The 25,199-nt window shown below is 65.7% G+C and carries 22 protein-coding genes, 1 pseudogene and 1 riboswitch; of the genes and pseudogenes, 4 read left to right on the top strand and 19 right to left on the bottom strand.

From position 1 onward, the window contains the following. The first annotated feature begins 185 nt into the window (after positions 1 to 185). Positions 186 to 683 (top strand): hypothetical protein, encoded by a 498-nt coding sequence (locus tag DI606_RS13940; protein WP_293984123.1) that lies wholly within the window; start codon positions 186 to 188, stop codon positions 681 to 683. Between the two features lie 3 nt (positions 684 to 686). Here the strand turns inward: DI606_RS13940 and gltB are convergent, their stop codons facing one another. The 17 genes from gltB to DI606_RS13855 all read right to left on the bottom strand — a co-directional run bounded on the left by gltB (position 687) and on the right by DI606_RS13855 (position 20,130). Further along, positions 687 to 5,210 (bottom strand): glutamate synthase large subunit, encoded by a 4,524-nt coding sequence (gene gltB, locus DI606_RS13935; protein ID WP_293984121.1) that lies wholly within the window; start codon positions 5,208 to 5,210, stop codon positions 687 to 689. Further along, positions 5,207 to 5,932 (bottom strand): DUF2059 domain-containing protein, encoded by a 726-nt coding sequence (locus DI606_RS13930; RefSeq protein ID WP_293984119.1) that lies wholly within the window; start codon positions 5,930 to 5,932, stop codon positions 5,207 to 5,209. The genes gltB and DI606_RS13930 overlap by 4 nt, the downstream gene beginning before the upstream one ends. After that, on the bottom strand, positions 5,929 to 7,380 hold the full coding sequence (locus tag DI606_RS13925) for an NAD(P)-dependent oxidoreductase (protein WP_293984116.1): 1,452 nt from the start codon (positions 7,378 to 7,380) through the stop codon (positions 5,929 to 5,931). Before DI606_RS13925 ends, DI606_RS13930 begins: the two co-directional genes overlap by 4 nt. A 165-nt stretch (positions 7,381 to 7,545) precedes the next feature. Further along, the gene (locus DI606_RS13920) at positions 7,546 to 8,355 is read right to left on the bottom strand and encodes an undecaprenyl-diphosphate phosphatase (RefSeq protein ID WP_293984113.1); all 810 of its coding nucleotides are present in this window, start codon (positions 8,353 to 8,355) and stop codon (positions 7,546 to 7,548) included. 90 nt (positions 8,356 to 8,445) lie between these two features. After that, the gene (locus DI606_RS13915) at positions 8,446 to 9,372 is read right to left on the bottom strand and encodes a complex I NDUFA9 subunit family protein (protein ID WP_293984110.1); all 927 of its coding nucleotides are present in this window, start codon (positions 9,370 to 9,372) and stop codon (positions 8,446 to 8,448) included. Between the two features lie 102 nt (positions 9,373 to 9,474). After that, positions 9,475 to 10,053, bottom strand: coding sequence for a TMEM165/GDT1 family protein (locus tag DI606_RS13910; RefSeq protein WP_293984107.1), 579 nt, complete (start codon positions 10,051 to 10,053; stop codon positions 9,475 to 9,477). 9 nt (positions 10,054 to 10,062) lie between these two features. Further along, positions 10,063 to 10,261, bottom strand: a riboswitch (yybP-ykoY riboswitch). Between the two features lie 67 nt (positions 10,262 to 10,328). Continuing rightward, positions 10,329 to 10,715 carry a hypothetical protein gene (locus DI606_RS13905; RefSeq protein ID WP_293984104.1) on the bottom strand — a complete coding sequence of 129 codons (387 nt, stop codon included), beginning with the start codon at positions 10,713 to 10,715 and terminating at the stop codon, positions 10,329 to 10,331. Positions 10,716 to 10,784: 69 nt separating this feature from the next. Then, complete coding sequence (locus DI606_RS13900; RefSeq protein ID WP_293984101.1) at positions 10,785 to 11,348, bottom strand: hypothetical protein; 564 nt, start codon at positions 11,346 to 11,348, stop codon at positions 10,785 to 10,787. A 14-nt stretch (positions 11,349 to 11,362) separates the two neighbouring features. Next, a complete protein-coding gene (locus DI606_RS13895; protein ID WP_293984098.1) occupies positions 11,363 to 11,917 on the bottom strand; it encodes a demethoxyubiquinone hydroxylase family protein in 555 nt (184 codons plus the stop codon). Further along, positions 11,914 to 12,396, bottom strand: a complete 483-nt coding sequence (locus DI606_RS13890; protein WP_293984095.1) for a disulfide bond formation protein B — start codon at positions 12,394 to 12,396, stop codon at positions 11,914 to 11,916. Before DI606_RS13890 ends, DI606_RS13895 begins: the two co-directional genes overlap by 4 nt. 59 nt (positions 12,397 to 12,455) lie before the next feature. Beyond that, on the bottom strand, positions 12,456 to 13,811 hold the full coding sequence (locus tag DI606_RS13885; protein WP_293984092.1) for a S41 family peptidase: 1,356 nt from the start codon (positions 13,809 to 13,811) through the stop codon (positions 12,456 to 12,458). 117 nt (positions 13,812 to 13,928) lie between these two features. Beyond that, entirely contained in the window at positions 13,929 to 15,137 is a 1,209-nt protein-coding gene (locus DI606_RS13880; RefSeq protein ID WP_293984126.1) for a peptidoglycan DD-metalloendopeptidase family protein, read from the bottom strand. A gap of 90 nt (positions 15,138 to 15,227) precedes the next feature. Then, positions 15,228 to 15,650 (bottom strand): 23S rRNA (pseudouridine(1915)-N(3))-methyltransferase RlmH, encoded by a 423-nt coding sequence (locus DI606_RS13875; RefSeq protein WP_293984089.1) that lies wholly within the window; start codon positions 15,648 to 15,650, stop codon positions 15,228 to 15,230. Positions 15,651 to 15,694: 44 nt separating this feature from the next. Beyond that, complete coding sequence (rsfS, locus tag DI606_RS13870) at positions 15,695 to 16,084, bottom strand: ribosome silencing factor (protein WP_293984085.1); 390 nt, start codon at positions 16,082 to 16,084, stop codon at positions 15,695 to 15,697. Between the two features lie 12 nt (positions 16,085 to 16,096). Further along, the gene (locus DI606_RS13865) at positions 16,097 to 16,726 is read right to left on the bottom strand and encodes a nicotinate-nucleotide adenylyltransferase (RefSeq protein WP_293984082.1); all 630 of its coding nucleotides are present in this window, start codon (positions 16,724 to 16,726) and stop codon (positions 16,097 to 16,099) included. A 671-nt stretch (positions 16,727 to 17,397) separates the two neighbouring features. Continuing rightward, positions 17,398 to 18,846 carry a DNA recombination protein RmuC gene (gene rmuC, locus DI606_RS13860; protein ID WP_293984079.1) on the bottom strand — a complete coding sequence of 483 codons (1,449 nt, stop codon included), beginning with the start codon at positions 18,844 to 18,846 and terminating at the stop codon, positions 17,398 to 17,400. Between the two features lie 108 nt (positions 18,847 to 18,954). Continuing rightward, a complete protein-coding gene (locus DI606_RS13855) occupies positions 18,955 to 20,130 on the bottom strand; it encodes an aminotransferase (RefSeq protein ID WP_293984076.1) in 1,176 nt (391 codons plus the stop codon). A gap of 89 nt (positions 20,131 to 20,219) precedes the next feature. Between DI606_RS13855 and DI606_RS13850 the strand changes: the two genes are divergently transcribed. Together DI606_RS13850 and DI606_RS13845 are read left to right on the top strand one after the other, a co-directional pair. Further along, entirely contained in the window at positions 20,220 to 22,001 is a 1,782-nt protein-coding gene (locus DI606_RS13850; protein WP_293984074.1) for a diguanylate cyclase, read from the top strand. A 63-nt stretch (positions 22,002 to 22,064) separates the two neighbouring features. Further along, entirely contained in the window at positions 22,065 to 22,502 is a 438-nt protein-coding gene (locus tag DI606_RS13845) for a hypothetical protein (RefSeq protein WP_293984071.1), read from the top strand. Between the two features lie 30 nt (positions 22,503 to 22,532). Here DI606_RS13845 and DI606_RS13840 read toward each other — a convergent pair whose 3' ends face one another. Together DI606_RS13840 and DI606_RS13835 are read right to left on the bottom strand one after the other, a co-directional pair. Further along, on the bottom strand, positions 22,533 to 23,837 hold the full coding sequence (locus DI606_RS13840; RefSeq protein WP_293984068.1) for a homoserine dehydrogenase: 1,305 nt from the start codon (positions 23,835 to 23,837) through the stop codon (positions 22,533 to 22,535). A gap of 99 nt (positions 23,838 to 23,936) precedes the next feature. Continuing rightward, on the bottom strand, positions 23,937 to 24,809 hold the full coding sequence (locus DI606_RS13835; RefSeq protein ID WP_293984066.1) for a hypothetical protein: 873 nt from the start codon (positions 24,807 to 24,809) through the stop codon (positions 23,937 to 23,939). Positions 24,810 to 25,064: 255 nt separating this feature from the next. Between DI606_RS13835 and DI606_RS13830 the strand changes: the two are divergent. After that, positions 25,065 to 25,199, top strand: a pseudogene (locus DI606_RS13830) (energy transducer TonB); the annotation flags it as partial.

Below are 25,199 nucleotides of genomic sequence, written 5' to 3'. Positions count from 1 at the left end.
TCTACCAATTCCGCCACGACCGCACATCAACAGGGAAACCGGCGGGGCCGGTGCCTTGGTAGGAGGCGGCCCTTAGCAAAGGCTTTTGGGTCATGCAACAACCGATCGCACTTTGCGTTGTGATTGATCTAAAACCTAGCAGCCGCTGGCAGGGCGAGGGGGCTGCCGCACAGGAGACGAGGCTGATGCCGCTCACGAAATGGATACAGATCGGCACCACCTTGGCCGCTGCGATGGTGATAGGCGTAGGGCTGGGCTCCTTCGTCACTAGCCCGCCACGCGGTGCGGCGGATGAACGGGACGATCTTGCGCGCTATGCTGCATCGATCGCCACGCCTGCCGATGACATGGCGATGCGGGGGCCTGTGGAGGTTAAATGCACCGGTTGTGGCCCGACGCTGGAGGAAAGACACTGGCAAGTCGAAACGGGGGTCCCTGACGCGGAGGCGCGCGCAAGCGATAGCGCCGAAAGAATAGTGGGCGATTATTACGCGCGCCTTCCCGCCGACGAAACGCCTGTGGTGGAAGCAACCGCGAAAATCGCGCCGCATATCGACCCGTTGCCTGATAATATCGCCCGGTTCGCCCGGGGCGATGGAGCAGGCCTAGCCCCGCAATCTACGCCCTATACGATCAAGGTCGAAGCGCCGCCGTCCCCAGGAAGGACGGCGACGCTGCAGTAGCCGCTATTCGGCTGCGACGGTTTCCACCGGCGCTTCGCTCAGCGGATGTGCGAGGCGGGTGACCATCTCCTTGGGGCAGATCTGCCAGATGTAGCGGCGCCAGCGGTCCCAGTCGTCGAGGATCGTATTGGACCATTTGCTGTCGGTCGCCACGGCATGTTCGGCGATCAGCGCCTTGACCTGCGCTTCCCAATAGGTGCTGTCGAGGCGCTGCCACAGGATGCTTTCGGGATTGGCGTTTGCAGGGAAGCTGCCGTCCTCGTCGAGGATGAAGGCCATGCCGCCGGTCATGCCCGCGCCGAAATTCGCGCCCGTACGGCCTAGAATCACTGCGGTGCCGCCCGTCATATACTCGCACCCGTTGGCCCCGCAGCCTTCGACCACGACCTGCGCGCCTGAGTTGCGCACGGCGAAGCGCTCTCCCGCCTGACCCGCCGCGAACAGCTTGCCGCTGGTCGCGCCATATAGAACGGTGTTGCCGATGATCGTGTTGTCTTTCGACGACAACGGTGAGGAGACTGTCGTGCGTACCTTGATGATGCCGCCCGACAAACCCTTGCCTACATAGTCGTTGGCGTCGCCGAAGACTTCTAGCGTGATGCCCTTGCACAGGAACGCCCCGAGCGACTGACCCGCGCTGCCGCGCAGACGGACGGTCAGGTGCCCATCGGCCAGCGCCGACATGCCGAACCGTTCGGTGACGGCGGCGGACAGGCGCGTGCCCACGGCGCGGTGCGTGTTGCGAACGGTGTAGGTGAGCTGCATCTTTTCGCCCCGCTCGAACACGGCGCGCGCGTCTTTCATCATCTGCGCGTCGAGACTGTCGGGCACGGGATTGCGGCCTTCCAGGCTGAAGCGGCGCTGGTCGTCGGGGGCGTCCACCTTTGCGAGGATGGGGTTGAGGTCGAGGTCGTCGAGATGCTCGGCCCCGCGATTGACCTGCTTCAGCAGTTCGGTCCGCCCAATGACTTCATCGAGGCTGCGGAAGCCGAGGCGCGCGAGCACTTCGCGGACTTCCTCCGCAATGAAGGTCATAAGGTTGATGACCTTTTCGGGCGTGCCGGTGAACTTCTGGCGCAGCTTCTCGTCCTGCACGCATACGCCCACGGGGCAGGTGTTGCTGTGGCACTGGCGCACCATGATGCAGCCCATGGCGACGAGGGAGAGCGTACCGATGCCGAACTCCTCCGCGCCCAGGATGGCGGCGATGACGATGTCGCGTCCGGTCTTGAGCCCACCGTCCGTGCGCAGCTTCACGCGATGGCGCAGGCCGTTGAGCGTCAGCACCTGATTGGTTTCGCTGAGACCCATTTCCCACGGCGTACCGGCATATTTGATCGATGTCTGCGGGCTGGCGCCGGTGCCGCCAACATGCCCTGCGACAAGGATCACATCCGCATGCGCTTTCGCTACGCCCGCCGCGACGGTTCCGATGCCCGCCTGACTGACGAGCTTGACGCAAACTTTGGCGCGCGGATTGATCTGCTTGCAGTCGTAGATGAGCTGCGCCAGATCTTCGATCGAATAGATGTCGTGGTGCGGCGGGGGCGAAATGAGCGTGACACCGGGCGTCGAATGGCGCAGCTTCGCGATGAATTCTGTGACCTTGAAACCGGGCAGCTGGCCGCCTTCGCCGGGCTTGGCACCCTGCGCGACCTTGATCTCGATCTCCTCGGCCGACCCCAGATATTCGGCATGGACGCCAAAGCGACCGGACGCGATCTGCTTGATCACGCTGTTTGCGTTGTCGCCATTGTCATAGGGCTTGAATCGGTTCGCGTCCTCGCCGCCCTCGCCCGATACGGCCTTAGCGCCGATGCGATTCATCGCGATGGCGAGCGTTTCATGCGCTTCGGGCGAGAGCGCACCAAGGCTCATGCCCGGCGTCACGAAGCGTTTGCGGATTTCGGTCGTGGCTTCGACCTCGTCGATGGGCACCGCCTCGCGCGCAAAGTTGAACTCAAGCAGATCGCGCAGATAGACGGGCGGCAGGTCGCGCACGCCGCGTGAGAATTGCAGATAGGTAGAATAGCTGTCGGTCGCGACCGCCGTTTGCAACAGATGCATGAGCTGAGCCGAATAGGCGTGGCTCTCCCCCCCGTTGCGCTGGCGATAGAAGCCGCCGACGGGCAGGCGTACCGCAGCGGCGTCGAACGCCATCTCATGCCGTAGCATCGCGCTGTAGTGAAGCGAGGCATAGCCTTCGCCCGAAATCTTCGCGGGCATCCCGGGGAAGAGATCGTTGACCAGTGCGCGGGACAAGCCCACCGCTTCGAAATTATAGCCGCCGCGATAGGAGCCGATGACCGCGATGCCCATCTTCGACATGATCTTGAGCAGGCCCTCGTTTACGGCGGTGCGGTACCGCTCGATACTCTGGGCGAGGCTCGTGTCGCCGAACAGGCCCCGCGCATGGCGATCGGCGATGCTGGCTTCGGCGAGATAGGCGTTCACCGTCGTCGCGCCCACGCCGATCAGCACTGCGAAATAATGGGTGTCGAGCGCTTCGGACGTGCGCACGTTGATCGATGCGTAGGAGCGCAGCCCCTTGCGCACGAGGTGCGTATGCACTGCCGCAGCGGCCAGGATGCCCTGAATGGCGACACGATCCTCACCGACACCCTCGTCGGTCAGGAAGATTTCGGTGCGCCCCTCGCGCACGGCCTGTTCAGCCTCCTCGCGGATACGGGCGATGGCGGAGCGCAGTTGCTCCTGTCCTCCGGTGGCGGGGAAGGTGCAATCGATCTCTGCCACGGCGGGACCGAAATAAGCCTTGAGCCGCGCCCATTCGCCACTGGTGACCACAGGCGAGTCGAGTACGAGCACATGGCTGTTCTGCGCGCCTTCCTCCAGAATGTTGTGGAGGTTGGAGAAGCGCGTCTTGAGGCTCATGACATAGCGTTCACGCAGCGGGTCGATCGGTGGATTTGTGACCTGGCTGAAATTCTGCCGGAAGAAATGGCTGATCGTGCGTGGCTTGTCGGAAATCACGGCGAGCGGGGTGTCGTCGCCCATCGAGCCGATCGCTTCCTTCGCATCCTCGACCATGGGGCTGAGGACGAGTTCCATGTCCTCCAGCGTCAAGTTGGCGGCGACCTGGCGGCGGGTCAGTTCGGTCTTGTCCCATTGCGGCAGCGCGCTGGGCGCGTCGGCAAGATCGTCTACTGTCAAAAAGTCCTTGATGAGTTCGCCATAAGGACGCTCGCCCGCGATCCGGTCCTTGATCGCGCGATCGTCGTAGATTTCGCCTTCGTTGAGGTCGACGGCGATCATCTGGCCGGGTCCCATGCGGCCTTTCTTGACGATGCTGGTTTCGGGCACGACCACCATGCCCGTTTCGGAACCGACGATCAGCAGATTGTCCCCCGTCAACGTGTAGCGCAGCGGACGCAGCGCGTTGCGGTCGACGCCCGCAACCACCCAGCGGCCATCCGTCATCGCCAGCGCGGCGGGGCCGTCCCACGGCTCCATAACCGAAGCGAGATATTCGTACATGTCGGCATGAGGTCGGGGCAACTCGGCGCTTTCCGACTGCCATGCCTCGGGCACAAGCATGAGCTTCGCGGTCGGTGCGTCGCGGCCGGAACGGCAGATCGCCTCGAACACGGCATCGAGGGCCGCAGTGTCGGACGCGCCAGCAGGGATCACAGGCTTTATATCCTCCGACTGCTCGCCGAAGGCGAGGGAGGCCATCTTGATCTCGTGGCTCTTCATCCAGTTCTTGTTGCCGCGGATCGTGTTGATTTCGCCATTATGAGCGAGCGTGCGGAAGGGCTGGGCCAGCCACCATTGCGGGAAGGTATTGGTCGAATAGCGCTGGTGAAAAATCGCCACGCGGCTTTCGAACCGCTCGTCCTGAAGGTCAGGATAGAAGACCGACAGCGATTCGGCGAGGAACAGCCCCTTGTAGATGATCGAGCGGCAGGAGAGCGAGCAAACGTAGAAGTCCTGGATTTGCGCTGCGATCACCTTCTTCTCGATCCGGCGGCGGATAAGGTAAAGGTCCTTTTCGAATTCGGCGACGTCGCGTTCCTCCGGCATCGGGCCGGCGATCATGATCTGCTCGATTTCGGGCCGGGTGCGCTGCGCCTTTTCGCCGATCACCGACACGTCGACCGGCACCTGGCGCCAGCCGTAGATCGTGTAGCCCGCGTCGATGATCTCGCTTTCGACGATGGTGCGGCAGGTTTCCTGCGCGGACAAATCCGTGCGCGGCAGAAAGATCATGCCGACGGCGAGGCGGTTGGGAAGCGGCTTGTGACCCGAATCGGCAATCGCGTCGTCGAAGAAGCGAACGGGCAGATCGACATGGATGCCCGCACCATCGCCGGTCTTGCCGTCCGCGTCGACTGCACCGCGATGCCACACGGCCTTGAGCGCGTCGATGGCCGAAGCCACGACGCGGCGCGAGGGGCGGCCGTCTGTCGCAGCGACAAGGCCAACGCCGCAGGCGTCACCTTCGAATTCGGGGCGATACATGCCCTCCCGCGCAATGCGGAGGCGTTCGGATTCCATATGGTTCGTCATGGGGCGACCTTCTTGCGGTCTGCGCCGAGCAGCGTTTCGAGGCGCTCGCGTTCGGCTGGGGTAAGATCCTTGTAGGAACGGGGCTTCGGCAGCTTGGCGAGCTGTGCCTGCGAATCTTTCATGATATCGGGCATAGCCTGCATCAGCGCGGGCATCATCGACTGCACTTTGCCGAGATAGTGCGGATCGGTCGCCAGCTCCATGAAGCCGCCGCCGAACCGCGCGCCCGCAGGCGTCCTCATGAAAGCGCCGATCTGGTCCAGCTCCGTCGAACTGTACCGGCTGGCAAAGGCTTCAGCCATGCCTTCGCGCATGTCGGGTTCGTAGCGGCCCATGAACCTACCGAGCGCAGGCATCATGCCCCCGATCAGGATTTGCATTCTCTGCCGATAGGCGGGGTCGACGATGGCCATGATCTGCTCGATTGTGGCGGGATTGAGCCGGTCCGCTTCCTCAGGAGCCATGCCGCCTGCTTTCATAAGATCGCGAACCGGCATTTTCGTCATACCGTCGAGCATCGGCGCGAGCATCTTCTGCATCATCGGTCCCATCATGCGCGCCATCACGCCGTCGGGAATGATGGTCGCGGCGATCGGGCGCGCCTTGGCGAGCAGCGCGGGATCGACCGGCGGGAGAGATGGGGCGGCAGGCGGCGGCGGGGGCGTCTGCGCGGTGGCAGGGACGGCGATCGCCAGCAGCGGAAGGACGAGCGCCCGCATCATGCCGCCACCCTTTCGCCTGCCGCGACCTTGGCCTTGGCCTTGAGGTAGCGATGCATATGCTCCGTCACGTCGCGCCCATCGCGGATCGCCCACACGACGAGGGACGCGCCGCGCACGATGTCGCCCGCCGCGAACACGCCGTCGAGGCTGGTCATCATGGTCTTGTGGTCGACGCGCAGCGTGCCCCAGCGCGTGACGGACAGGTCTTCGCTGCCAAAGAGACGGGGCAATTCCTCCGGGTCGTAGCCCAGTGCCTTGATGACGAGGTCGGCGTCGAGCGTATGTTCGCTGCCGGGATCGGGTTCGGGCATACGGCGACCGGAGGCGTCGGGCTGGCCGAGCCGCATCTTCGTCACCTTGACCCCGGTGACATGATCCGTCCCTTCGAATGCGATGGGGGCGGTCAGCCACACGAACTCGACGCCTTCCTCCTCGGCATTGGCAACTTCGCGCTGCGATCCGGGCATATTGTCGCGGTCGCGGCGATAAAGGCACTTCACCGACTTCGCGCCTTGGCGGATCGCGGTGCGGACGCAGTCCATCGCGGTGTCGCCGCCACCGATGACAACTACATTCCGGCCCGTGGCGAGCAGCGTGCCGTCCTCATGCTCCGGGACCACGTCGCCAAAGCCGGAACGGTTGGAGGCAGTGAGATAGTCGAGTGCCTTCACTACCCCCTTCGCACCGACGCCCGGAGCCTTGATATCGCGAGGCTTGTAGACGCCGGTCGCGATCAGAATCGCATCATGGCGCTGGCGCAGCTCTTCGAGGCTCGCGTCACGGCCGACCTCGAACCCTTCATGGAAGACGATGCCGCCGTCCTTGAGGCGCTGGACGCGGCGCATGACGACGTCCTTCTCCAGCTTGAAACCGGGAATGCCGTAGGTCAGCAGGCCGCCCGCACGGTCATGCCTGTCATAAACATGCACCTCATGCCCCGCCGCGCGCAGATATTCGGCGGTGGTGAGGCCCGCCGGGCCCGCGCCGATGACGCCGATCGACTGGCCGGTGGCGCTGCCAGGAACGAGCGGTTCGACCCAGCCTTCCTTCCACGCCGTGTCGGTGATGAACTTTTCTACCGACCCGATAGTGACCGCGCCATGGCCGGAAAATTCGATGACGCAATTGCCTTCGCACAGGCGGTCCTGCGGGCAGATGCGTCCACAGATTTCGGGCATGGTGGACGTCAGGTTGGACAGTTCATAGGCTTCGCGCAGGCGCCCTTCGGCGGTCAGGCGCAACCAGTCGGGAATGTGATTGTGCAATGGGCAGTGGGTCGCACAATAGGGGACCCCGCACTGCGAGCAGCGCGACGCCTGCTCCTCCGCCTTTTCCACAAGGAAACTGCGGCTAATTTCAAGAAAATCGTCCGCGCGGTCGTCGGCCGGGCGCTTTTCTGGGTAGGATTGTCCCTTCCCGACGAATTTGAGCATCGGATTGTCGGCCATAGCGCGTCCCTTAACATCTGCGTCGGGGCGTACTTATCAGAAAAACCCACGCAGTCACGCGGATTATTGCATATTGGACAGTATAACTGACCATTAATACATGGGTTTTTTATCTATGTTTCGTGAATGCGAAATAATCGTGCGCTATGTAGGTCCGTATCGGACCTACCGTACGGCAAGCCAGATCAGTGCTGCGGTTCCGGCGATGATTCGATACCAAGCGAAGGGTGCGAAACCATGGCGGGAGATGAGCCCGACAAACGCCTTGATAACGATGATCGCGACCACGAACGACACGACAAAGCCGATGGCGATATCGCTCCAGCCTACGGCGGCGGAGGTCAGCTGGTCGCCCTTCTTCACCAGTTCCAGCGCGGTTGCGCCCAGCATCGTCGGTATCGCTAAGAAGAAGCTGAACTCGGCGGCCGTCCGCCGCTCGACCCCGAGCGAAAGCGCGCCCATGATCGTCGCGCCGGACCTGCTGACGCCGGGGATCATCGCGATGCATTGGATGAAGCCGATCCCGATCACGCGGGCGAGCGGGATGTCTGCGATGCCGTGGAACCGCTGTTCCTTCACCATCCGCTCGATAACGAGGATGGCGACGCCGCCCGCGATCAGCGCCCACGCGACGACGTGCGGCGCCCCGAGCAGCATTTCGATATAGTCGTGGAGCGCAAGGCCGATGGCCACAGCGGGAATGAAGGCGACGACGAGGTTGCGCAGGAACCGCCAGCTCACCGGATCGCGGCGCAGCAGCCCCATGCCGACCGCCCAGAAGGTGCGCCAGTAAAGCACCACGACCGCGAGGATCGCGCCCAGTTGGATGACGATGTTGAACATTGCCCAGACCGACGCGTCATAGCCGAGCAGTTCGCTCGCGAGAATGAGGTGGCCGGTTGAGGAGACGGGGAGGAATTCCGTCAGCCCCTCGACGATGCCCAGCAGGATGACGGTCAGGAAATGGAAGTCCATGGCGGCGATGTCCTCATGGAAAAACACCTCCCCCGGATGGGGGAGGTGGGGGAAGGGATAGGGGGGGCAGGGCAGGCCCTCAGCCGGCGATCAGGCGCTTGCCCGGTTGGCGAAGCGACCCCGCCTGCGATACCGCATCAGCCAGTTGTCGGCGACGGCGGCAAGCGGCGTGGGCGATATGCCTAGGTCCGCAAGGCCAGGGGTACCCGGCGACACCACATTGTCGCGCCCCAGCATGTCAAGTTGGTCCCGCGTGATCGGGCTGCCCGGCAGCATCGCCAGCAATGAAGCTGCGCCGTGCGGCACATCGACAAGCGGCCTTTCGCGACCGATCGACTTGCCGATCCAGGTGTTGATGTCCTTCATGCTCATGACCTGCGGGCCGCCCAGTTCGAACGTCTTGCCACCATGAATGTCGGGTGCCTCGGCGGCGTTGGCGATCGCCTGCGCCACGTCTGCGACATAGACGGGCTGAAACTTCGTGGCACCGCCGATTACCGGCACGATGGGAAATATTCGGATGAGTTCGGCAAAACGGTTGAGGAACTGATCCTGCGGTCCGAAGACAATAGAGGGGCGGATCACGGTGGCGGTCGGGAAGGCAGCCTTCACCGCTGCTTCGCCCGCAGCCTTGGACCGGCCATAGGCAGACGGGCTGTCCGCGTCCGCGCCGATCGCGGAGACATGGACCAGCGCCTTTACGCCCGCAGCTGCGGCGGCTTTCGCGACATTGGCCGCGCCCTGATGGTGGAAGGCGTCGAAGTCGCCTGCCAGCACGCCGACCAGATTGACGACGATGTCGCTGCCCCGGATCGCGCGCGCGACGCTGTCGGGCTTGCGGATGTCGGCGACGACGAATTGCGTCTGCCCCAGATTGCCGAGCGACTTCACCTTGGTCGCGGTGGCGAGGTTGCGCTGGGCGATGCGCACGCGGGCGCCCCGCTCCATCAACGCCTGTGCCACCTGCCGTCCAAGGAAGCCGCCGCCGCCCAGCAGCGTAACAAGATTGTCCTTCATCGCGCGCGTCCCATGTCTTGCAAAGGGGAGGAAAGTCCTTTCCATCCCTTGCAACAGCCGCTGCGCGCTGACAACCGCCCGTGCATCCGGCTCATGCCTTTTTTAGGCCAGCCAGCCCTGAAGATCGGCGATCATCCACAGGCCAAGGCCAAGGAACAGTAACGCCGCGCCGACCTGAAGCGCGCGCATCGGTACCTTCTTCGCCAGCGTTTCGCCAAAGAGCACTGCGGGCACGTTGGCGACCATCATACCGAGCGTCGTCCCGGCGGTCACGGCGAGAAGATTGTCGAACCGCGCGCCCAGTGCCACCGTCGCGACCTGCGTCTTGTCGCCCATTTCGACGAGGAAGAAGGCGATCAACGTCGTTATAAAGACGCCTGCCTTCGATGGCGCGGCAAGCGGGGCGTCCTCGTCGATCTTGTCGGGAACCAGTGTCCAGCCCGCCATCAGGATGAAAGATGCGGCCACGGCATAGCGGAACCAAGGCTGCGTTAGCACGCCCGCGATCGAATGGCCGACCAGCGCAGCGAGGAAATGGTTCGCGATGGTGGCGACGAAGATACCGAGGATAATCGGCACGGGCTTGCGAAAACGCGTGGCGAGCAGCATCGCAAGAAGCTGCGTCTTGTCGCCCATTTCGGCGAGTGCCACCAGCGATGCGGAGGTGAGGAGAGCTTCCATCTGCGTATCCGGGGCCGGGCGGGAGAAGAACGCAATGCCACCGTCGCTTCCCACCCGGCCAGGGTCGACAAGCGTCGATGCCATTGGTCTCGCCCGATGCGGCCCAAGGCCGCGTCCCATATGCCATGACCTCTCGGCCAAATATGTTGACATATGGCCCGCCCGCTTGAATGCGGACGGCTGGCTACTCCCCAGATGACGAGGCTGTCCCTAACCGAAGTGACATGCGTTGGCAATACATGTCACCAAGCGCAAGGCAGCGTCTTGCAAAAGGGTCAGGGATTGGCTTCCGATTGCATCCGACGGCGTTCCGCGAACCATTGCGCCATCATCTGGGCGTAGCATCCCGTGTTGGCGCCACCGACGGGAGAGCAGCCCATCGGCGTCGTGTTGCGCTGCACCTGTTCCATCGTCGCGACCTGGCCGCCCCAGCCGGGGCCACCCGCGACCGCAGGCTTTTCCCGGAGCTTCTTGGGAATGCGATAGCGTTCCGATTCGGGGCGGCGGGCGCACACGACGATCTCGTCCCCTTCGCTTTTCGGGCAGGGGTCCTCACCATAGACGGTGAGGTTGAGGATGCGCTGCGGTGGCGGGGCGGGTTGCGCGGCGACGGAAACGGGCGCGAGGAACGCGATCAGCGGCAAAATCAGACGAGCGCGCATGGCAAGACTTCCTTCAACGCCCCCGTTGACGATATTTGGCGAAAGGACGCCGTGGCCCGCCGTCAGCCATTATGGCTTAGCGGGTTTTTCAGCGTCCTGCTGTTGTTGCTGTTTCTGCGTCTGCTCCGCGCGCTCGTCCGCTTGAGCCTGCGCCTCGATGGCCTTGCTGTCTGCGTCGATGGTCGACAGGCGCCGGGCGCGTTCGGCAGCGACCAGATCCTTCCAGCTGGCATTGTCCAACGCCTGCCTCTCTGCCTTCGCGAGGCGGGCGAGTTGGGCAAAGCAACCCGTCGCGCCGCCTGCGCCGACGGGCGAGCAGCTTTCGGTGCCCGACCGACCGACATATTCCATGGAGCGAACCCGCTCGCCCCACGCCTGCTTGCTCGGTTCATTGGGATCGCCGCGCAGCGGTTCGGGGATGCGATAGCGTTCCTCTTCGCCCTTGCGCGCGCACACGACGATGTCGTTGCCCTGGCTTTGCGGGCAGGCGTCGTCGCCGTAAACGATGACGATGTTCACCTTTTCGCTGCCCGGATCCGCTGCGGCGGGAGTGGAAGCAGGCTGCTGCGCCAGCGCGGGGACCGACGCGCCCGCCAGCAACACAGCGGCGGCGATCAGGAAAGTATTGGTCATCGGTCCGTCCTTTTTTAGATGCGCCTGGAGAGCGCGATGGCAGCGCGGCAGCCCAGCCTGATGGCTCCGGACAGCAGCGGGTAGGCCGGTGCCTGCTCTGCGCCATGGGCGATCGCAGCGTCGCGGTGCTCGACCTCTTCAGCCTGGAAATCCGCAATGGCCTCCGCAAGTTCCGGATCGTCTTCGCGAAGGTCGAGCAGTTGCTCGGCATAATGGCGGTCGATTTCGGTTTCGATGGCGGCGGTGCAGGCCATCGCCGCCTTGGGGCCAATCGCTGCGCTGACCGCGCCCAGAGCGAAGCCCGCTGCCGACCAGAGCGGAGCGAGCGCGGTCGGACGAACTCCGCGCCGCACGATCATCGCGTCGAATGCGGCGCGATGTCGTTCTTCCTGCGCGGCCATGCCCGATATGACACGGCCATAGGGGTGGCGGTCGCCGATCACCGCCAGCTGCCCGGCGTATATACGCGTCGCGCCGAATTCACCGGCCTGATCGACACGCAGCATGGCGGCACGGTCCGCAGCGGTCGAACGGCGGGTCGGGCGGGGGAAGTCGGGGGATGCGCTCATGCCTTCCTCGCTTTCAGGATCAGCGCCAAGATGGCGAGCGCGACGGCGCTGGACAAGAGGCCGTTATACCCTGCGAGCGAGATGCCGAACAGGTGCCAGGGCGCAACGTCGCAACGGGTAACGGGGCTGGCCATGATCTGGTTGAGAAGGTCCGCCCCGCTGCCGCCCGCAGGCGTGGTCGAGCATGTGGTGAGCCCTTCCCACCAGCCATATTCGACGCCTGCGTGAAAAAGCCCGATCAGGCCGCTGATGCCAACGGCGAGCCCCGCGAGACCGGTGAAGCCCATGCTCCAGCACGGGCGCGACCGTGCTGCATAGGCGAACAGCGCCAGCGGGATCGCTGCCATATGGGGGTAGCGTTGCCACCAGCACATCTCGCAGGGGTGAAGGCCGCCCAGATATTGAGATGCGTAGGCCCCACCCAGCAACAAGGCGGGTGTCAGGAGGGCAAGCGCTCGTGCGAGGGAGAGGCTCTTCATGCCGGATACCTAGAGCCTTCCCATGCTTTCGTCATGCTGAACCTCGACGCCAAGCGAGCCTATTTGCCGCCCGCCTTGCGCGGGGCGGGAGCGGGGGCTGCCTGGGCCACGGCGGCGGGCGTCGCGGCGAGGCGTCCGATAGTCCTGAGCGCATAATCGAGCTGGAAGTCGGTGACGCCCTTCTTCTTCAGCTCCTCCGCGCTCATGGCAAAGCGCGGATCTTCCTTCGCGTCCTCCTCCAGCGCCTTGTCGTCGGTTCGGATCTCGTTGATCAGATGTCGGCGCAGGTCGCTTTCGCGGAACTTGGGGCGGTTCTTGTAGTCGGGGTCGCTGATCTGCGGCACCTTGATGTCCGGCTCGATCCCGCCTTCCTGCACGCTACGGCCCGAGGGCGTATAATAGCGCGCGGTGGTGAGCTTGAGCGCGGTGGTGGACGAGAGCGGCAGCATGGTCTGGACCGAACCCTTGCCGAAGCTGCGTTCGCCCATGACGAGTGCGCGGTGCTGGTCCTGAAGCGCGCCTGCGACGATTTCCGAAGCGGAGGCCGATCCTGCGTCGACCAGCACGATGACCGGAAGCCCCTTCGCATCGTCGCCGGGCTTGGCATAATAGCGTTCGACATCGCCCTTGTTGCGGCCCCGCTGCGACACGATCTCGCCGCGTTCGAGGAAGCTGTCGCTGACGCTGACCGCTTCGTCCAGCAGACCGCCGGGGTTAGAGCGCAGGTCAAGAATGTAGCCGGTGGGCTTGTGGCCCAGGCTTTTGTCGATGCTGCGGATCGCCTGGCGCACATCCGCGCCGGTGTTGGCTGAGAAGCTGACGATGGTGATGACGCCGATATTGTCCTTCACCTCCCACTTCACGGGCTTGAGCTGGATGATTTCCCGCGTGAGGGTGAGGTCGATGGGTTTGTCGCGGCCCGCGCGCACGATGGTCAGCTTGATCGCGGTGCCCGGCGCGCCGCGCATCTTGTCCACCGCTTCGTCGAGCGTGCCGCCGTAGATCAGCTGGCCGTCGATATGTGTGATATAGTCGCCCGCCTTGATCCCCGCGCGCCACGCCGGAGTGTCCTGCGTCGGGGCGATTACCTTGACCGCGCCGTCTTCCTGCGTGACCGAAAGGCCAAGGCCCCCATAGCTGCCCTCGGTCTGGGTCTTGAGGTTCTGGAAGTCGCGTGCGTCGAGGAAGCTCGAATGCGGGTCGAGGCTGGCGAGCATCCCGTCAATCGCGCCCTTGATGAGCTTTTCATCGTCCACCTTCTCGACATAGTCGGTGCGGACCTTCTGGAACACGTCCATGAACTCGTCGAGCGCCTTGTAGCTCGATGCTTCGCCCGCCGACAACGCGGCCGTGGTGGCGGGAATGAGCGCAAGCGCCCCGAGCGCGACCGCGCCCTGGAGGAAGGTGGATTTCATGGGTGTCCTGCGATTGGGCATCAAACTGTCGATATAGGGCGATTCGCGAGGGAAGGCAAAAGCGCGGTTCGACCGACTGTCGTTCGTCGGCGATGAGCGTCGGGTGAACGCATACGCCTATCCCATTCCCACCAGCGGCACGATGTCGACGGGGCGACCGTTGCGGCGCAGTTCGACGGTGATGGCGGGGCGTTCGGCGCCGGTGACGCCGACCGGATCGCCCTGCCGCACGCTGTCCCCTACCTGTGCAGTGACGCGGTGCAGTCCGGTGATGAGCGTCGTCCATCCCTGCCCATGGTCGATGATAAGGATCTGGCCGTAATCGCGGTAAGGCCCGGCGAAGGCGATGCGCCCTGCCGTCGGAGCGATAGCTTGCGCACCGGGCCGCGTCACGAGCGTCAGGCCGCGCGAGCGGACTCCGCCGTCGTTCACTTCACCCATCCCAGTCACGAGCTGGCCGATGACGGGCAGACGATAGGGCGGCGGGCCGGTGTCGGCGCGGGCGCGTTCGGGCGGGGGAGCAACCGCCGCGTCGGGCCGGGCGGGGCGCGGCAGCGGGCCGGAGAGCGCCGCCAGCCGATCGCGCAGGTCGCCCGCTTCCTCCAGCCGGTCCATAAGGTCGCCGATGTCGCGCGCCTTTTCGCTGAGCGCCAGTGCGCGTTCGCTCTCCAGCCCGGCATTGGCGCGATAGTCGCGTGCGGCGACGCGCTTTTGCGCTTCCAGCGCGGCAAGCGCGTCCTGCCGATGTTTGCGGTCGGCCTGCGCTTGCGTCAGTGCGTCTGCGGCCTGCTGCGCGGTTGCCCTGAGGGCGCGACTGGCCTGAAGCTCGGCACGCAGGCTCGCTGTGCGCTGCTCGATCACGGGCAGAATCTGCGCCAGAACCGCGCGCATGTGGACGGCATCGGCGATGCTGCCTGGCTGCACCAGCGCCAGGGCGAGCGGGCGGCGCGCCATCATCTGGAGCGCGGCGGTCAGGCGGACGACCGGTTCCTGCCGCGCGGCGAGGCGCGCGGCCTGCGCGCGCTGCAACCGGGCGATGATAGCGATGCGGGCGCGGGCGGCCTCCATGTCGGCTTCGGCCTGCTGAATGCGGGCGGCGAGCGCTGCGGCGCGGCGACGGGCCTGTTCGGCCTCGTCGCGTGCGGCGGCGGCCTGCTGTTCGAGGCGAGCGGAACGGTCGCGCGCGTCGTCGGACTGGCGGCGCGCCATGCGGAGCGCCTGCTGCTCCTGCGCCAGGGTGGTCCCGGCGGTGCCTGGCAGGATAAGGGCGCTGTCGGGCGCGACGGCCGGACGGGTGGCGGGCAGGCGGGTGGTGGCCAGCGCCATGCCGCCCGCCGTAACTCCCAGGATGAATAATGCGCGCTTCACCGTCCGCCCCCGCTTTCCCGCCTGACTAGGGGGAAAGGGGCGGTTGCGCTAGCCTTCGCGATGATAGGGGTGGCCCGCCAGGATCGAACAGGCGCGCCACAGCTGCTCCGCCAGCATCGCGCGCGCCATCATGTGGGGCCAGGTCATCGCGCCGAATGCGATGAGGAGGTCGGCATGGGCCCGCTCCGCGTCGTCGAAGCCGTCCGCCGCGCCGATCAGAAAGCGGCATTCGCGCGCGCCATCGTCGCGCCAGGCCCCGATACGACGGGCGAAGTCCATGGAGGCGAGCTGCCTGCCTTTTTCGTCCAGCATCACGGTGATCGTGCCGGGGCCGGCGGGGGGCAGCTTGCCGCCCCGATCCGGCAGTTCGGTGATGCGATGCGGCATCGTCAGCCGCTTCGTATAGCGATCGACGAGGTCGGCTTCGGGCGAGCGCCCGATCTTGCCGCGCGCGATGATGTGAAGGAGCATGGGCGCCCCCCTAACCGGTCATCGCGCGCCTGTCGAACGGGCCGTCAGGCGTTTCCGGCGACCGGCGCGTCGACGAAGCCCCACATCCGTTCCAGATTGTAGAAGCTGCGCACTTCGGGCTTGAAGAGGTGGACGATCACGTCGCCCGCGTCGATCAGCACCCAGTCGGCGACCGGCAGCCCCTCGATCCGGGCCGACCGGCCGGTTTCTTTCTTGATCCTCTCGGCCAGGTGCTGGGCCATCGCTGCGACCTGGCGCGACGAACGACCGCTCGCGATCACCATGTGATCGGCGATGCTGCTCTTGCCTTCCAGGGGGATGGAGACGGTTTCCTGCGCCTGGTCGTCGTCGAGCGACTGCATGACAAGGGCGTGCAGGGCGGCCACGGAATCGGCGCTGGGGGCCGTATCGTTGGCGGGGGCGGGACTAGTCAAACATACTCCAATCTAGACGACATACCGGCGCGTGAGCGGATCGCGCACACGCGTTGCTTCATATTCGCGATGCCAGAGGGGGTCCGCCTGCCGCAGCAGGGTCGCCGATCTTGGATCAGGGCGGAAGCGCAATAGCACGAGCGCCGGCACTCTCCAATTCGTCCAGTCTGCACTCTGGCGCGCGGGCCGGACGAAGCGCCGCAGCCAGCTCATGGCCGCAGAGCCACGGGCCCCTGCATCATAGCCTGGACGGGCGATCACCGCAATGGGCATGTGGCGCGCGATCCCCCGCCAGTTCCGCCACTGGCTGAACTGCGTCAGATTGTCCGCGCCCATCAGCCAGATAAACCGGTTGCGGGGGTAGCGGCGGGCGAGCGCCCGCACCGTGTCGACGGTGTAGCGCGTGCCCAGCATACGCTCAATCGCGGTGGCGCGGATGGGGGCGCGGCGGGCGACCTTTTGTGCGCGGGCGACCCGGGCGGGGAGCGGGGCCATGCCTTTTGCGGGCTTCAGGGGATTGCCGGGGGAGACCAGCCACCAGACTTCGTCGAGATCCAGCGCCTTCGCCGCAAAGAGCGAGATAGCGCGATGCCCGCCATGCGCCGGATTGAAGGAGCCGCCGAGCAGGCCGATGCGTGTCATGAGCGGCTTATGGCGGGGGGAGCGGGCGGGGGCAAGGATGGGTGGATGGCAGGCGGCCGGTTTGTCCGAAGCGAACGGCTAAAGCTGCCGTCGCCAGGGGCATGCAGGTTGTCAATCGGTGACGTTCACCGTGATTGTATCCGATACCACTTGCGCATAGCGGACTGGCTCGGACGGGAAGCTGAAAAGGAAAACCCGCGCTCTCACCTTGTATCGCCCCGCTCCCGGAAAGATCGTTCTTGCGCTCTCGTGGGTAAGGACGCGGTAGGGCGATGCGGTCGATACGGTAACCAGGTTCTCCCTTTCGAGAGGAGGAGGAGGCGGTGAACCCGCCATGGGTTCGGCAGGTGCGACGGGTTGCCCGGCGTCCGAAAAGACTTCGAACGCTATCCCTCGTGTGGGTTTCAGAAAAGGCGACACGGCGAAAGTATCGCCCGTCCCTAAGAGGTCGACTTCGATGGGCGCTTCCCCGCGCATGGACAAGGTGGGCGCGTGCAAGCGGACCTCGGCAGGGGGCTTTTCGCCTGCCCAATCTGCCTGGGCCGGAGGACTCCAAGCCACGGCGGCCTGAAGGCCTAGAAGGTAAATCAATGGCATGCCCATTTCCCTTCACGCCATGAAACAGGGAAGATCTACCGCGCAGTTCCTATGGCACGAGACATGGCCGTTGCCTATTCCCCCACCGGCAGCGCCTTGGCCTCGTCCGCCTGCGAATCGCGGATGAGGAGTTCCAATGGCTCCACCGCCTCGATCTCCTTGCCGCCGGTCTCGACGTTGAGGTCGCGGAAGCGGCGACCGGCGGGCAGGACGCTGCGGTCGAAGCTGCCGACGAACTTGTTGTAGTTGTCGACCGCGCTGCTGAGGCCCGAGCCAAGGCGCTTCAAGTGCGTGGCGGCGGTGGCGAGGCGTTCGTAAAGTTGCTTGCCAAGGTCCGCTACCTCGCGCGCCTGATCCTGCATCTTGGCCTGTCGCCAGTGGCTTGCAAGGGTGCGGGCGAGCGGGAGGAAGGTTGCGGGGCCGCAGATGATGACGCGATTGCGCGCGGCGCGTTCCCACAGGTCCATGTCGGCTTCGAGCGCTGCTGTGACGAAATTATCACCCGGGACATACATGATGACGAAGTCGGGCGCTTTGTCGAACTGTTCCCAATAGGCCTTACGCCCCAGCGCATCGGCATGGGTGCGCACGGCGCGGGCGTGGTCGGTGAGGAACCGCTCGCGTGTCGGGCCGTCGACCGAATCGACGGCGTTCAGATAGGCTTCGAGCGAGCATTTGACGTCGACCACGAGTTGCTGGTCGCCGGGCAGGCGGATGATGAAGTCGGGGCGCAGCCGCCCGTCCTCGACGGTGACCGAGACTTCCTCCTGAAAGTCCACGAAAGGCGAGAGGCCTGCGGTTTCGATAAGGTTCTTGAACTGCTGCTCGCCCCATCGACCGCGGGTCTTGGGCGCGGCGCGCAGCGCGTTCACGAGTTTGGCGGTTTCCTCGCGCACTTGGCCCTGGCCCGCATGAACCGCGGCGATGGCCTCGCGCAGTTCGGCGTAGCTGCCGACGCGCTCCTTCTCCACCCGGGCCAGGCCTTCCTCATACCGGCGCAGCGTGGTTTCGACCGGATTGAGCAGGGTCTTCAACTGCGCTTCGCTCTTTTCGTTCGCCTGCGCGAAGCGCTGGTCTGCGCGGGTAAGGAACTGGGTCTGCGCGGCATCGAGCAGGCGGCCGCCGATTTCGCTGAACTGGGCCGAAAGCTGTTCCTTGGCATCCCTGAGCGCCGCGATCTGCGCCTCGAACGCCTGGGTGCGGGCGTGGATGTCGGACTGGAGAGCAGCGAGATCGCGCAGCGCGGTTTCCCGTTCGGCGCGGACCGAATCGAGATGGCGGGTCGCGTCTGCCTGCGCTGCTTCCAAGCGGGCGGCGTGAGTCGCGGCCTGGGCCACGCGCTCCTTCTCGACCGCGAGTTCGGCGATGGCGGCATTGCGCTGCACGGTCGCACTGTCGAGCCGGATCGCGAGATCGGCGCGTTCGGCGGCGAGGGAGGCCGTGGCCTTGCCCCGCAGCAGCCAGCCGGCGGCAAGGCCGATGAGCAGCGCGGCGAGGGTGACGAGGGCGGCGATGCTGTCCATGGGAACCTTGATGAAGTGAACGAAACGGGAACTTAGCGAGTGGGGCGGCGCGTCGCAAGTGAGACAGCGAATGCGACAACTGAAACGCATTGTCGCGCAAAAGATTAGTTAGCTAACTAACTTTTGCCGAAAGGTCGCGAGGCGGGCGATGGCGGCGTCCAGCGTCGCATCGCTCTTGCAGAAGCACAGGCGCACGAGATGCGTCACCGGATCGGTGGGATAGAAGGCGGAGAAGGGAATGGCCGCGACGCCCGCTTCGTCGATCAGGCGATCGCAAAAGGCGCGGTCGTCCAGCGCGATGCCGGAGGCGACAAGGTCGACGGCGAGGAACCATGTGCCGCCGCTCGGCAGCACGATATAGCCTGCATCGGCAAGGCCCGCAGCCAGCCGGTCGCGCGACGCCCGATAGCCGAGTTTCTGCCGGTCGAACCAGTCTGCGTCCCAATCCAGCGCCTGCGCGCATGCCCATTGCAGCGCGGGCGGCGTGGTGAAGGTCAGGAACTGGTGCGCGCGGGCGAGCAGGGCGGCGAGCGGTGGGGCGGCGCACATCCAGCCGACCTTCCAGCCGGTGACGGAAAAAATCTTGCCCGCCGAACCGATCTTGACGGTGCGGTCGCGCATCCCCGCAAAGCCCATGAGCGGACGGTGGACCGCGCCGTCGAAGACCATATGTTCCCACACCTCGTCGCAGATGGCGACAAGGTCGTGCGCGACGCAAAACTCGGCGATCAGCGCGAGATCCGCGTCGCGCAGCACCGCGCCTGCCGGATTGAGCGGGTCGTTGAGGAGGAGGAAGCGCGTGCGCGGACCGATCGCGGCCTCCAGCGCGGCGCGCTGGACAGCCCAGCCGGGCGGGGCGAGGGGAATGACCTTCGCGACGCCGCCTGCCCGCTCCACCAGCGGCAGATAGGCGTCGTAGAGCGGCGCGAAGAGCAGCACCTCGTCGCCCGGTCGCACCAGCGCCAGCAGCGCAGCGGCGAGCGCCTCGGTCGCGCCGGAGGTGACGATCACCTCCTGCGGCGAAAGGTCCAGTCCCTGATGACGCGCATAATGACCGGCCACCGCCGCGCGCAGTTCGGGAAGGCCCGCCATCGGCGGATATTGGCTCGACCGTTCCAGCATCGCGGCGGCGGCGGCGGCCAGCACCTCGCGCGGGCCGGGGCCTTCCGGAAAACCCTGGCCCAGATTGATCGCGCCGGTGTCGCGGGCGCGGGCGGACATCCGTTCGAAAATGGTGGTGGCCATGTCCCGATAGACGGGATGGCCGGGCGCAGCGGTGGTCATGGCGCGGGTTATAACGGGCAGGGGCGGCCCGTCCACTTGCAGGGGCGGTGAGGAGTATTTTAAGGTTCGCACGCTAGGGTCCAGCGATCATGCCGCGCCCGATCCTGCGTCCTTCTCCTCCTTTTCTGACCCCGGTTCTGAGGGGATGCATTTATTTCGTCGCCGCGACGACGGCGTTGCTGATTTCGCGGTTCGAGGGCGGGCTGGCGTTCATCTGGGGCGCCAATGCCATTTTGATGGCGCAATTGCTGACGTCGCGCCGGAAATTCTGGCCCGGTACGCTGATCGCCTGCGGCGCGGCGAGTGCTGCGGCGACCGCGCTGTTCGGCGTTGGGCCGATGGGCGCGATCCCGATGACCGTCGCGAACCTGAGCGAGTCGCTGATCGTCGCGCTGCTGTGCCGCCGTTTCGTGCCCGATCACCGCGTGGTCGGATCGATCCGGCCGCTGATGGTCTTCATCGCGGCGCTGTGCGGATGTGCCAATGTGGTGGCGGGATTGCTGGCCGCGGGCGTGGCGGCATGGTTGACGCCGGTGCCGTATGGGGCGTCCTTCCTGCAATGGTATGCGGGCCATGTGCTGGGCGGCCTGACCTTCACGCCGATCCTGATCCTGATGAAACAGGGTGACTTCAGACGATGGGCCCACGACACGTCGCGGCGCGAAAAGGCGGAGGCTGCGTTGCTGCTCGGCGGGTTCGCGGGTATGGCGACGGCGGTTTTCAGCGCCCCGTTCCCGCTTTTGTTCCTGTTGCTGCTGCCTTTGGTCCTGATCGCGTTCCGCGTCGGCCAGATGGGGGCGGCGGCGGCGCTGATCCTGCTGGCCGGGATCGGCGGCCCTGCGACGCTGGCGGGAATGGGGCCGCTCAGCGTCATGGCAGGCTCGGTGGGCAGCCATGTCCAGTTCTTCCAATTCTACCTCGCGGCGAGTTTCCTGCTGTCGGTGCCGATAGCGGCGGAGCTGAACGCGCGGCGTCGGCTGTCCCGCCTGTTGCAGGAAAGCGAAGCCCGCTATCGCGCCATTGCCGAACATAGCGGCGACGTGGTGCTGACCGTCGGCATCGATGGCATCACCCGCTATGCTTCGCCCGCCGCGCAGGAGCAGATCGGCTGTGCGCCGGAATTGCTGGTCGGGCATCCCGCCGCCGACCTTATCGACCCGCAGGATCGCGAACCGGTGATCGCCGCCCATCGCGCCGCGGTGCGGCAGCCCGGCAGCGTCCATTGCGTCGAGTTCCGCCCGGCGGCACGATCCTCCGAAGCCTATGAATGGTGCGAGATGGTGACCCGCGCCCTGGTGGACGAGCGCGGCGTTCCCAACGGGGTGGTCGCCACCGTGCGCGACATTTCGCGCCACAAGGCGCGGCAGCGCGCGTTGCAGCAGCAGGCGGCCTGCGATTCGCTGACCGGCGCGGACAGCCGCCGCGCTTTCCTCCAGAAACTGGACCATGCGGTCGAGCGTGCACGGGAGGGCGCGCGATCCTGCCTGCTGCTGATCGATATCGACCATTTCAAGGCGGTCAACGACCATTATGGCCACGGTGCGGGCGACCGGGTGCTGACCGGATTCGTCGAGCGGTTGTCCGCCGGAATGGACGGAGACGAGAGCATCGGGCGGCTGGGCGGCGAGGAGTTCGCGATCCTGATGCCGGGCCGTGACCTCGATGAAGCGTCGCGGCGATGCGAGAGGCTGCGCGCCCTGCTGCGGGAACCGATCGCGGCGGGCGGCGGGCTGGAGATCGCGGTGACGTTCAGCGCGGGGCTGATCGAACTGCAAGGGCAGGCGGAACGGTCCGCGATGCTGGAAGCGGCCGATGCGGCGCTGTATCAGGCCAAGCGCAGCGGGCGAAACTGCGTCCGGCTGGCGGCGTAGGCAGTATTGCGCCGATACGGGTCGGCCATGATGCGGCCATGATTGGGTGATTGTCTGCGCTCCATGCGACGCCCCCTCTTCCTGCTGATCGTGACGCTGGCGCCCGGGCCGACGGCGGCGGCGCAGGAGGCTGACGATCCGCTGATGGCGGCTTATCGCGCGCGGACGCAGGTGGTGCGCCCGTGCGACCGCAGCGGAGACGCCATCGTCGTGTGCGGATCGCGCTCCGAGCGCAATGCCAGGGAACGCCTGCCGCTGCCGCGCGAGACGCAGGAAGGGCAGCGGATGCGCGATGCCGCGCCGCGCGCGTCCGCCGCGCCGACGCGACAGGGCGCATGCGGCGTCGTGGGCGGGCAGGGCGCGGGATGCGTCGGCGGTTGGAACGGCGTCAAGATGTTCGATACGCTGGCGAAGGGCGCGACGCTGCTGCTCGATCCCGACGCGGACGCGGAACCGCCGCCGCCGCTGCCGGATCGCTTCAGGGGCGCTACTCCGCGCTGATCGCCCCGGGCTTGCCCGTCGAGCCGTGCTTCAGTCGAGGATGTGCATCACCATCGGCGTATCGAGCAGGCTGTCGGACCCGGCCAGCCGGTCCAGCGTATCGCGCACCCAGCGTTCCTCGCCCGCGTGGGTGACGATGGCGACGAGGACGCCGTCCGTCTGGTTCGCGCCGCGCTGGATCATGCTTTCGATCGAAACGCCCGCGTCGCGGGTCGCCGCCGCGATCTCCGCCAGCACGCCGGGGCGATCCTGCACCTTGAAGCGCAGATAGGCGCGCCCGATGCGCGCGCCCGCGTCGGCGGTATGCTGGGGGGTGAGGGCGGCGACGGGCATGGCGAAGGCATCGCCATATTCGTCGCGCGCCACGTCGATGAGGTCGGCGACGACGGCAGAGGCGGTCGGCCCTTCGCCAGCGCCCCGGCCCTGGAAGAAGAGGCGACCGACGAAATTCCCCTCCGCGACCACGGCATTGAGCGATCCGTCGACATGGGCGAGCGGATGATCCGTCGGCACCAGCATCGGATGGACGCGCTGGAACAGCCCCTCCGGCCCGTTCTGCGCCATGCCGACCAAGCGGATGCGGAAGCCCAGCGCGGCGGCTTCGGCGATGTCGGCGGCGATGACGTGGCGAATGCCGGTGGTGGCGACCGCGCCGAAATCCAGCTCCGTCCCGAAGGCAAGGCTGGCGAGGATGGTGAGCTTGTGCGCGGCGTCCACGCCGTCGATGTCGAAGCTGGGGTCCTCTTCGGCATAGCCCAGATCCTGCGCTTCCTTGAGCACTTCGTGGAAGTCGCGCCCTTCCTTCTCCATCGTGGTCAGGATGTAGTTGCAGGTGCCGTTGAGGATGCCGTAGACGCGGGCGATCTCGTTCGCTGCCGCGCCCTCGCGCATTCCCTTGATGACCGGGATGCCGCCCGCGACCGCCGCTTCGTATTTGAGCGCGATGCCGCCCTGTTCGGCGAGACGGGCAAGGTCGAGGCCGTGATGCGCCAGCATCGCCTTGTTCGCGGTGACGAAGGGCTTTCCGGCAGCCAGGCACTGACGCGCGAGAGTGAGCGCCGGGCCGTCCGACCCGCCGATCAGTTCCACCACTGCATCGACATCGTCGCGCGCGGCCAGCGTCGTCATGTCGTCGACCCATTCGTAGCGGGACAGGTCTATGCCGCGATCCTTGTTGCGGTCGCGCGCGGAGATGGCGACGACCTGGATCGGGCAGCCGGCGCGGCGGGCGATCAGGTCGCCGTTGGTTTCGAGCAGGCGAATGACCCCGCCGCCCACCGTGCCGAGGCCGACCAGCGCGACGCGCAGCGGGGCATGGCGGTGCAGATTGGTCATGGCGGCTGGTCTTTCCCTGATGAACAAGTGCGCGCGCTGATAGCCGCCCATGCGCCCCTGTCCAAGGAAAAGCGTGGGCGCGCGGCCATAGCGTACCCTCTACATAGGCGTGCGCGTGCGCCCGCACGGGCCGAGGGCGGCGATCACGAACGCATAGTCGGCGCGCGCGGCGTCGGCATCCTGAGGGGCCAGCGCGCGGGCCGATTGGGGCGGAAGGGTGGGCGGCAGGCTGCACGCGAGCCGATACCACAGGAGCGTGCCCGGCTGGGGCGCGCGCGCCGCCTCGTCGACGATCTCGCCCAGCGCGACGGCCCAGCGCGGCTCCTGCCCCGGACGGCGCAGGACGGACAGCGATACCGGTTGGCCGTTTTGCGTGCGAAGGAAAATCTGCGTTTCGCCCTCGCCCGCGATCGTACCTGCGACATGGAAGGCATCGCCCACCCCCAGCACGCGCGGCGGCGCGTCGGCAGCGACCAGCGCAGCCTGCACCGCCTTGACCTGCTCCAGCCGATCGGGGGTGGCGTCGATCTGCGCGTCGGGCGCGATCAGCTGGATCTCGCCCGGCCGCTCGGCGGCGCGTGCGAAGACGAGGACGGACGCTTTCTTGAGGCGGGGAACCTTGCCCCGCGCGTCGAGCGGCGCGTCGTACAGATAGCGGATGCGAGGCGCGATTCCCGATTCACCGCGAATCAAGGCTTCGACATCGGCCTCTATGAACAGCCTTTTCCGCCCTGTGACGACTGTTGCCGCCGCTTCTCCCTTCAGGGGCACGATGTTGCGGATTCGCACTTGCGCCACGACGGGCGCTGCATCGGACAGGTCGACGATGTCGGCATAGGACAGGGCGGGCGCGGCCGCCGATGGTGACGCTACCACCGTTTGTGCGACGGCAAAGCCGGTGAAAACTGCGGTATATGCGGCAAAAGTGAGGCATGGCGCACAAAGGGCCGCAAGGGGTGTGGCGGGTTTCATCTTCAGCTTCGTCCTAGGGTTACAGCTAGTGGCAATGATGCCACAGGCAAGTCATTCCAGCATGAAATGGTAGATCATAATTGGGATATCGATAAAGCGTTTGCGTGCCACGATGCGCCGCGATAGGAGTTTCCGCGGTAGCAAATGAACGGTTAGGGGCCAAAGGTGACCGGGACACGCCCGGTTGGCTAGGGTCGTTTTTGGCTGATTTTGTATAAACCACTGGTAAGATGAGTTAAGGAGTGTCGTTGCCGAATGGCCTATGCTGACCACTCGCAAGGATCGAGTCGCACGATATCGATCGTCATCGTCGCCCTGATTCACGCTGTTCTCGGCTATGCCTTCGTCACCGGTCTTGGCATGAAATATGTCAAAAAGGCGGCGGAACAG

The organism is Sphingobium sp. (assembly GCF_003248505.1).
Classification (GTDB): Bacteria; Pseudomonadota; Alphaproteobacteria; order Sphingomonadales; family Sphingomonadaceae; genus Sphingobium.
Note: the sequence above shows the minus strand (reverse complement) of the source record. Positions and strands in the feature narration are given on the sequence as shown.

Coding starts and splice junctions, on each gene's coding strand:
- DI606_RS13915 (WP_293984110.1), bottom strand. CDS start 9,372: ATGAAGGACAATCTTGTTACGCTGCTGGGCGGCGGCGGCTTCCTTGGA.
- DI606_RS13875 (WP_293984089.1), bottom strand. CDS start 15,650: ATGCTCCTTCACATCATCGCGCGCGGCAAGATCGGGCGCTCGCCCGAA.
- DI606_RS13900 (WP_293984101.1), bottom strand. CDS start 11,348: ATGACCAATACTTTCCTGATCGCCGCCGCTGTGTTGCTGGCGGGCGCG.
- DI606_RS13940 (WP_293984123.1), top strand. CDS start 186: ATGCCGCTCACGAAATGGATACAGATCGGCACCACCTTGGCCGCTGCG.
- DI606_RS13920 (WP_293984113.1), bottom strand. CDS start 8,355: ATGGACTTCCATTTCCTGACCGTCATCCTGCTGGGCATCGTCGAGGGG.
- gltB (WP_293984121.1), bottom strand. CDS start 5,210: ATGACGAACCATATGGAATCCGAACGCCTCCGCATTGCGCGGGAGGGC.
- DI606_RS13890 (WP_293984095.1), bottom strand. CDS start 12,396: ATGAAGAGCCTCTCCCTCGCACGAGCGCTTGCCCTCCTGACACCCGCC.
- DI606_RS13880 (WP_293984126.1), bottom strand. CDS start 15,137: ATGGCGCTGGCCACCACCCGCCTGCCCGCCACCCGTCCGGCCGTCGCG.
- DI606_RS13855 (WP_293984076.1), bottom strand. CDS start 20,130: ATGACCACCGCTGCGCCCGGCCATCCCGTCTATCGGGACATGGCCACC.
- DI606_RS13895 (WP_293984098.1), bottom strand. CDS start 11,917: ATGAGCGCATCCCCCGACTTCCCCCGCCCGACCCGCCGTTCGACCGCT.
- rmuC (WP_293984079.1), bottom strand. CDS start 18,846: ATGGACAGCATCGCCGCCCTCGTCACCCTCGCCGCGCTGCTCATCGGC.
- DI606_RS13865 (WP_293984082.1), bottom strand. CDS start 16,726: ATGACACGCATCGGCCTGCTCGGCGGCTCCTTCAATCCGGCGCATGGC.
- DI606_RS13930 (WP_293984119.1), bottom strand. CDS start 5,932: ATGATGCGGGCGCTCGTCCTTCCGCTGCTGGCGATCGCCGTCCCTGCC.
- DI606_RS13835 (WP_293984066.1), bottom strand. CDS start 24,809: ATGAAACCCGCCACACCCCTTGCGGCCCTTTGTGCGCCATGCCTCACT.
- DI606_RS13840 (WP_293984068.1), bottom strand. CDS start 23,837: ATGACCAATCTGCACCGCCATGCCCCGCTGCGCGTCGCGCTGGTCGGC.
- DI606_RS13885 (WP_293984092.1), bottom strand. CDS start 13,811: ATGAAATCCACCTTCCTCCAGGGCGCGGTCGCGCTCGGGGCGCTTGCG.
- DI606_RS13905 (WP_293984104.1), bottom strand. CDS start 10,715: ATGCGCGCTCGTCTGATTTTGCCGCTGATCGCGTTCCTCGCGCCCGTT.
- DI606_RS13850 (WP_293984074.1), top strand. CDS start 20,220: ATGCCGCGCCCGATCCTGCGTCCTTCTCCTCCTTTTCTGACCCCGGTT.
- DI606_RS13910 (WP_293984107.1), bottom strand. CDS start 10,053: ATGGAAGCTCTCCTCACCTCCGCATCGCTGGTGGCACTCGCCGAAATG.
- DI606_RS13845 (WP_293984071.1), top strand. CDS start 22,065: ATGCGACGCCCCCTCTTCCTGCTGATCGTGACGCTGGCGCCCGGGCCG.
- DI606_RS13925 (WP_293984116.1), bottom strand. CDS start 7,380: ATGGCCGACAATCCGATGCTCAAATTCGTCGGGAAGGGACAATCCTAC.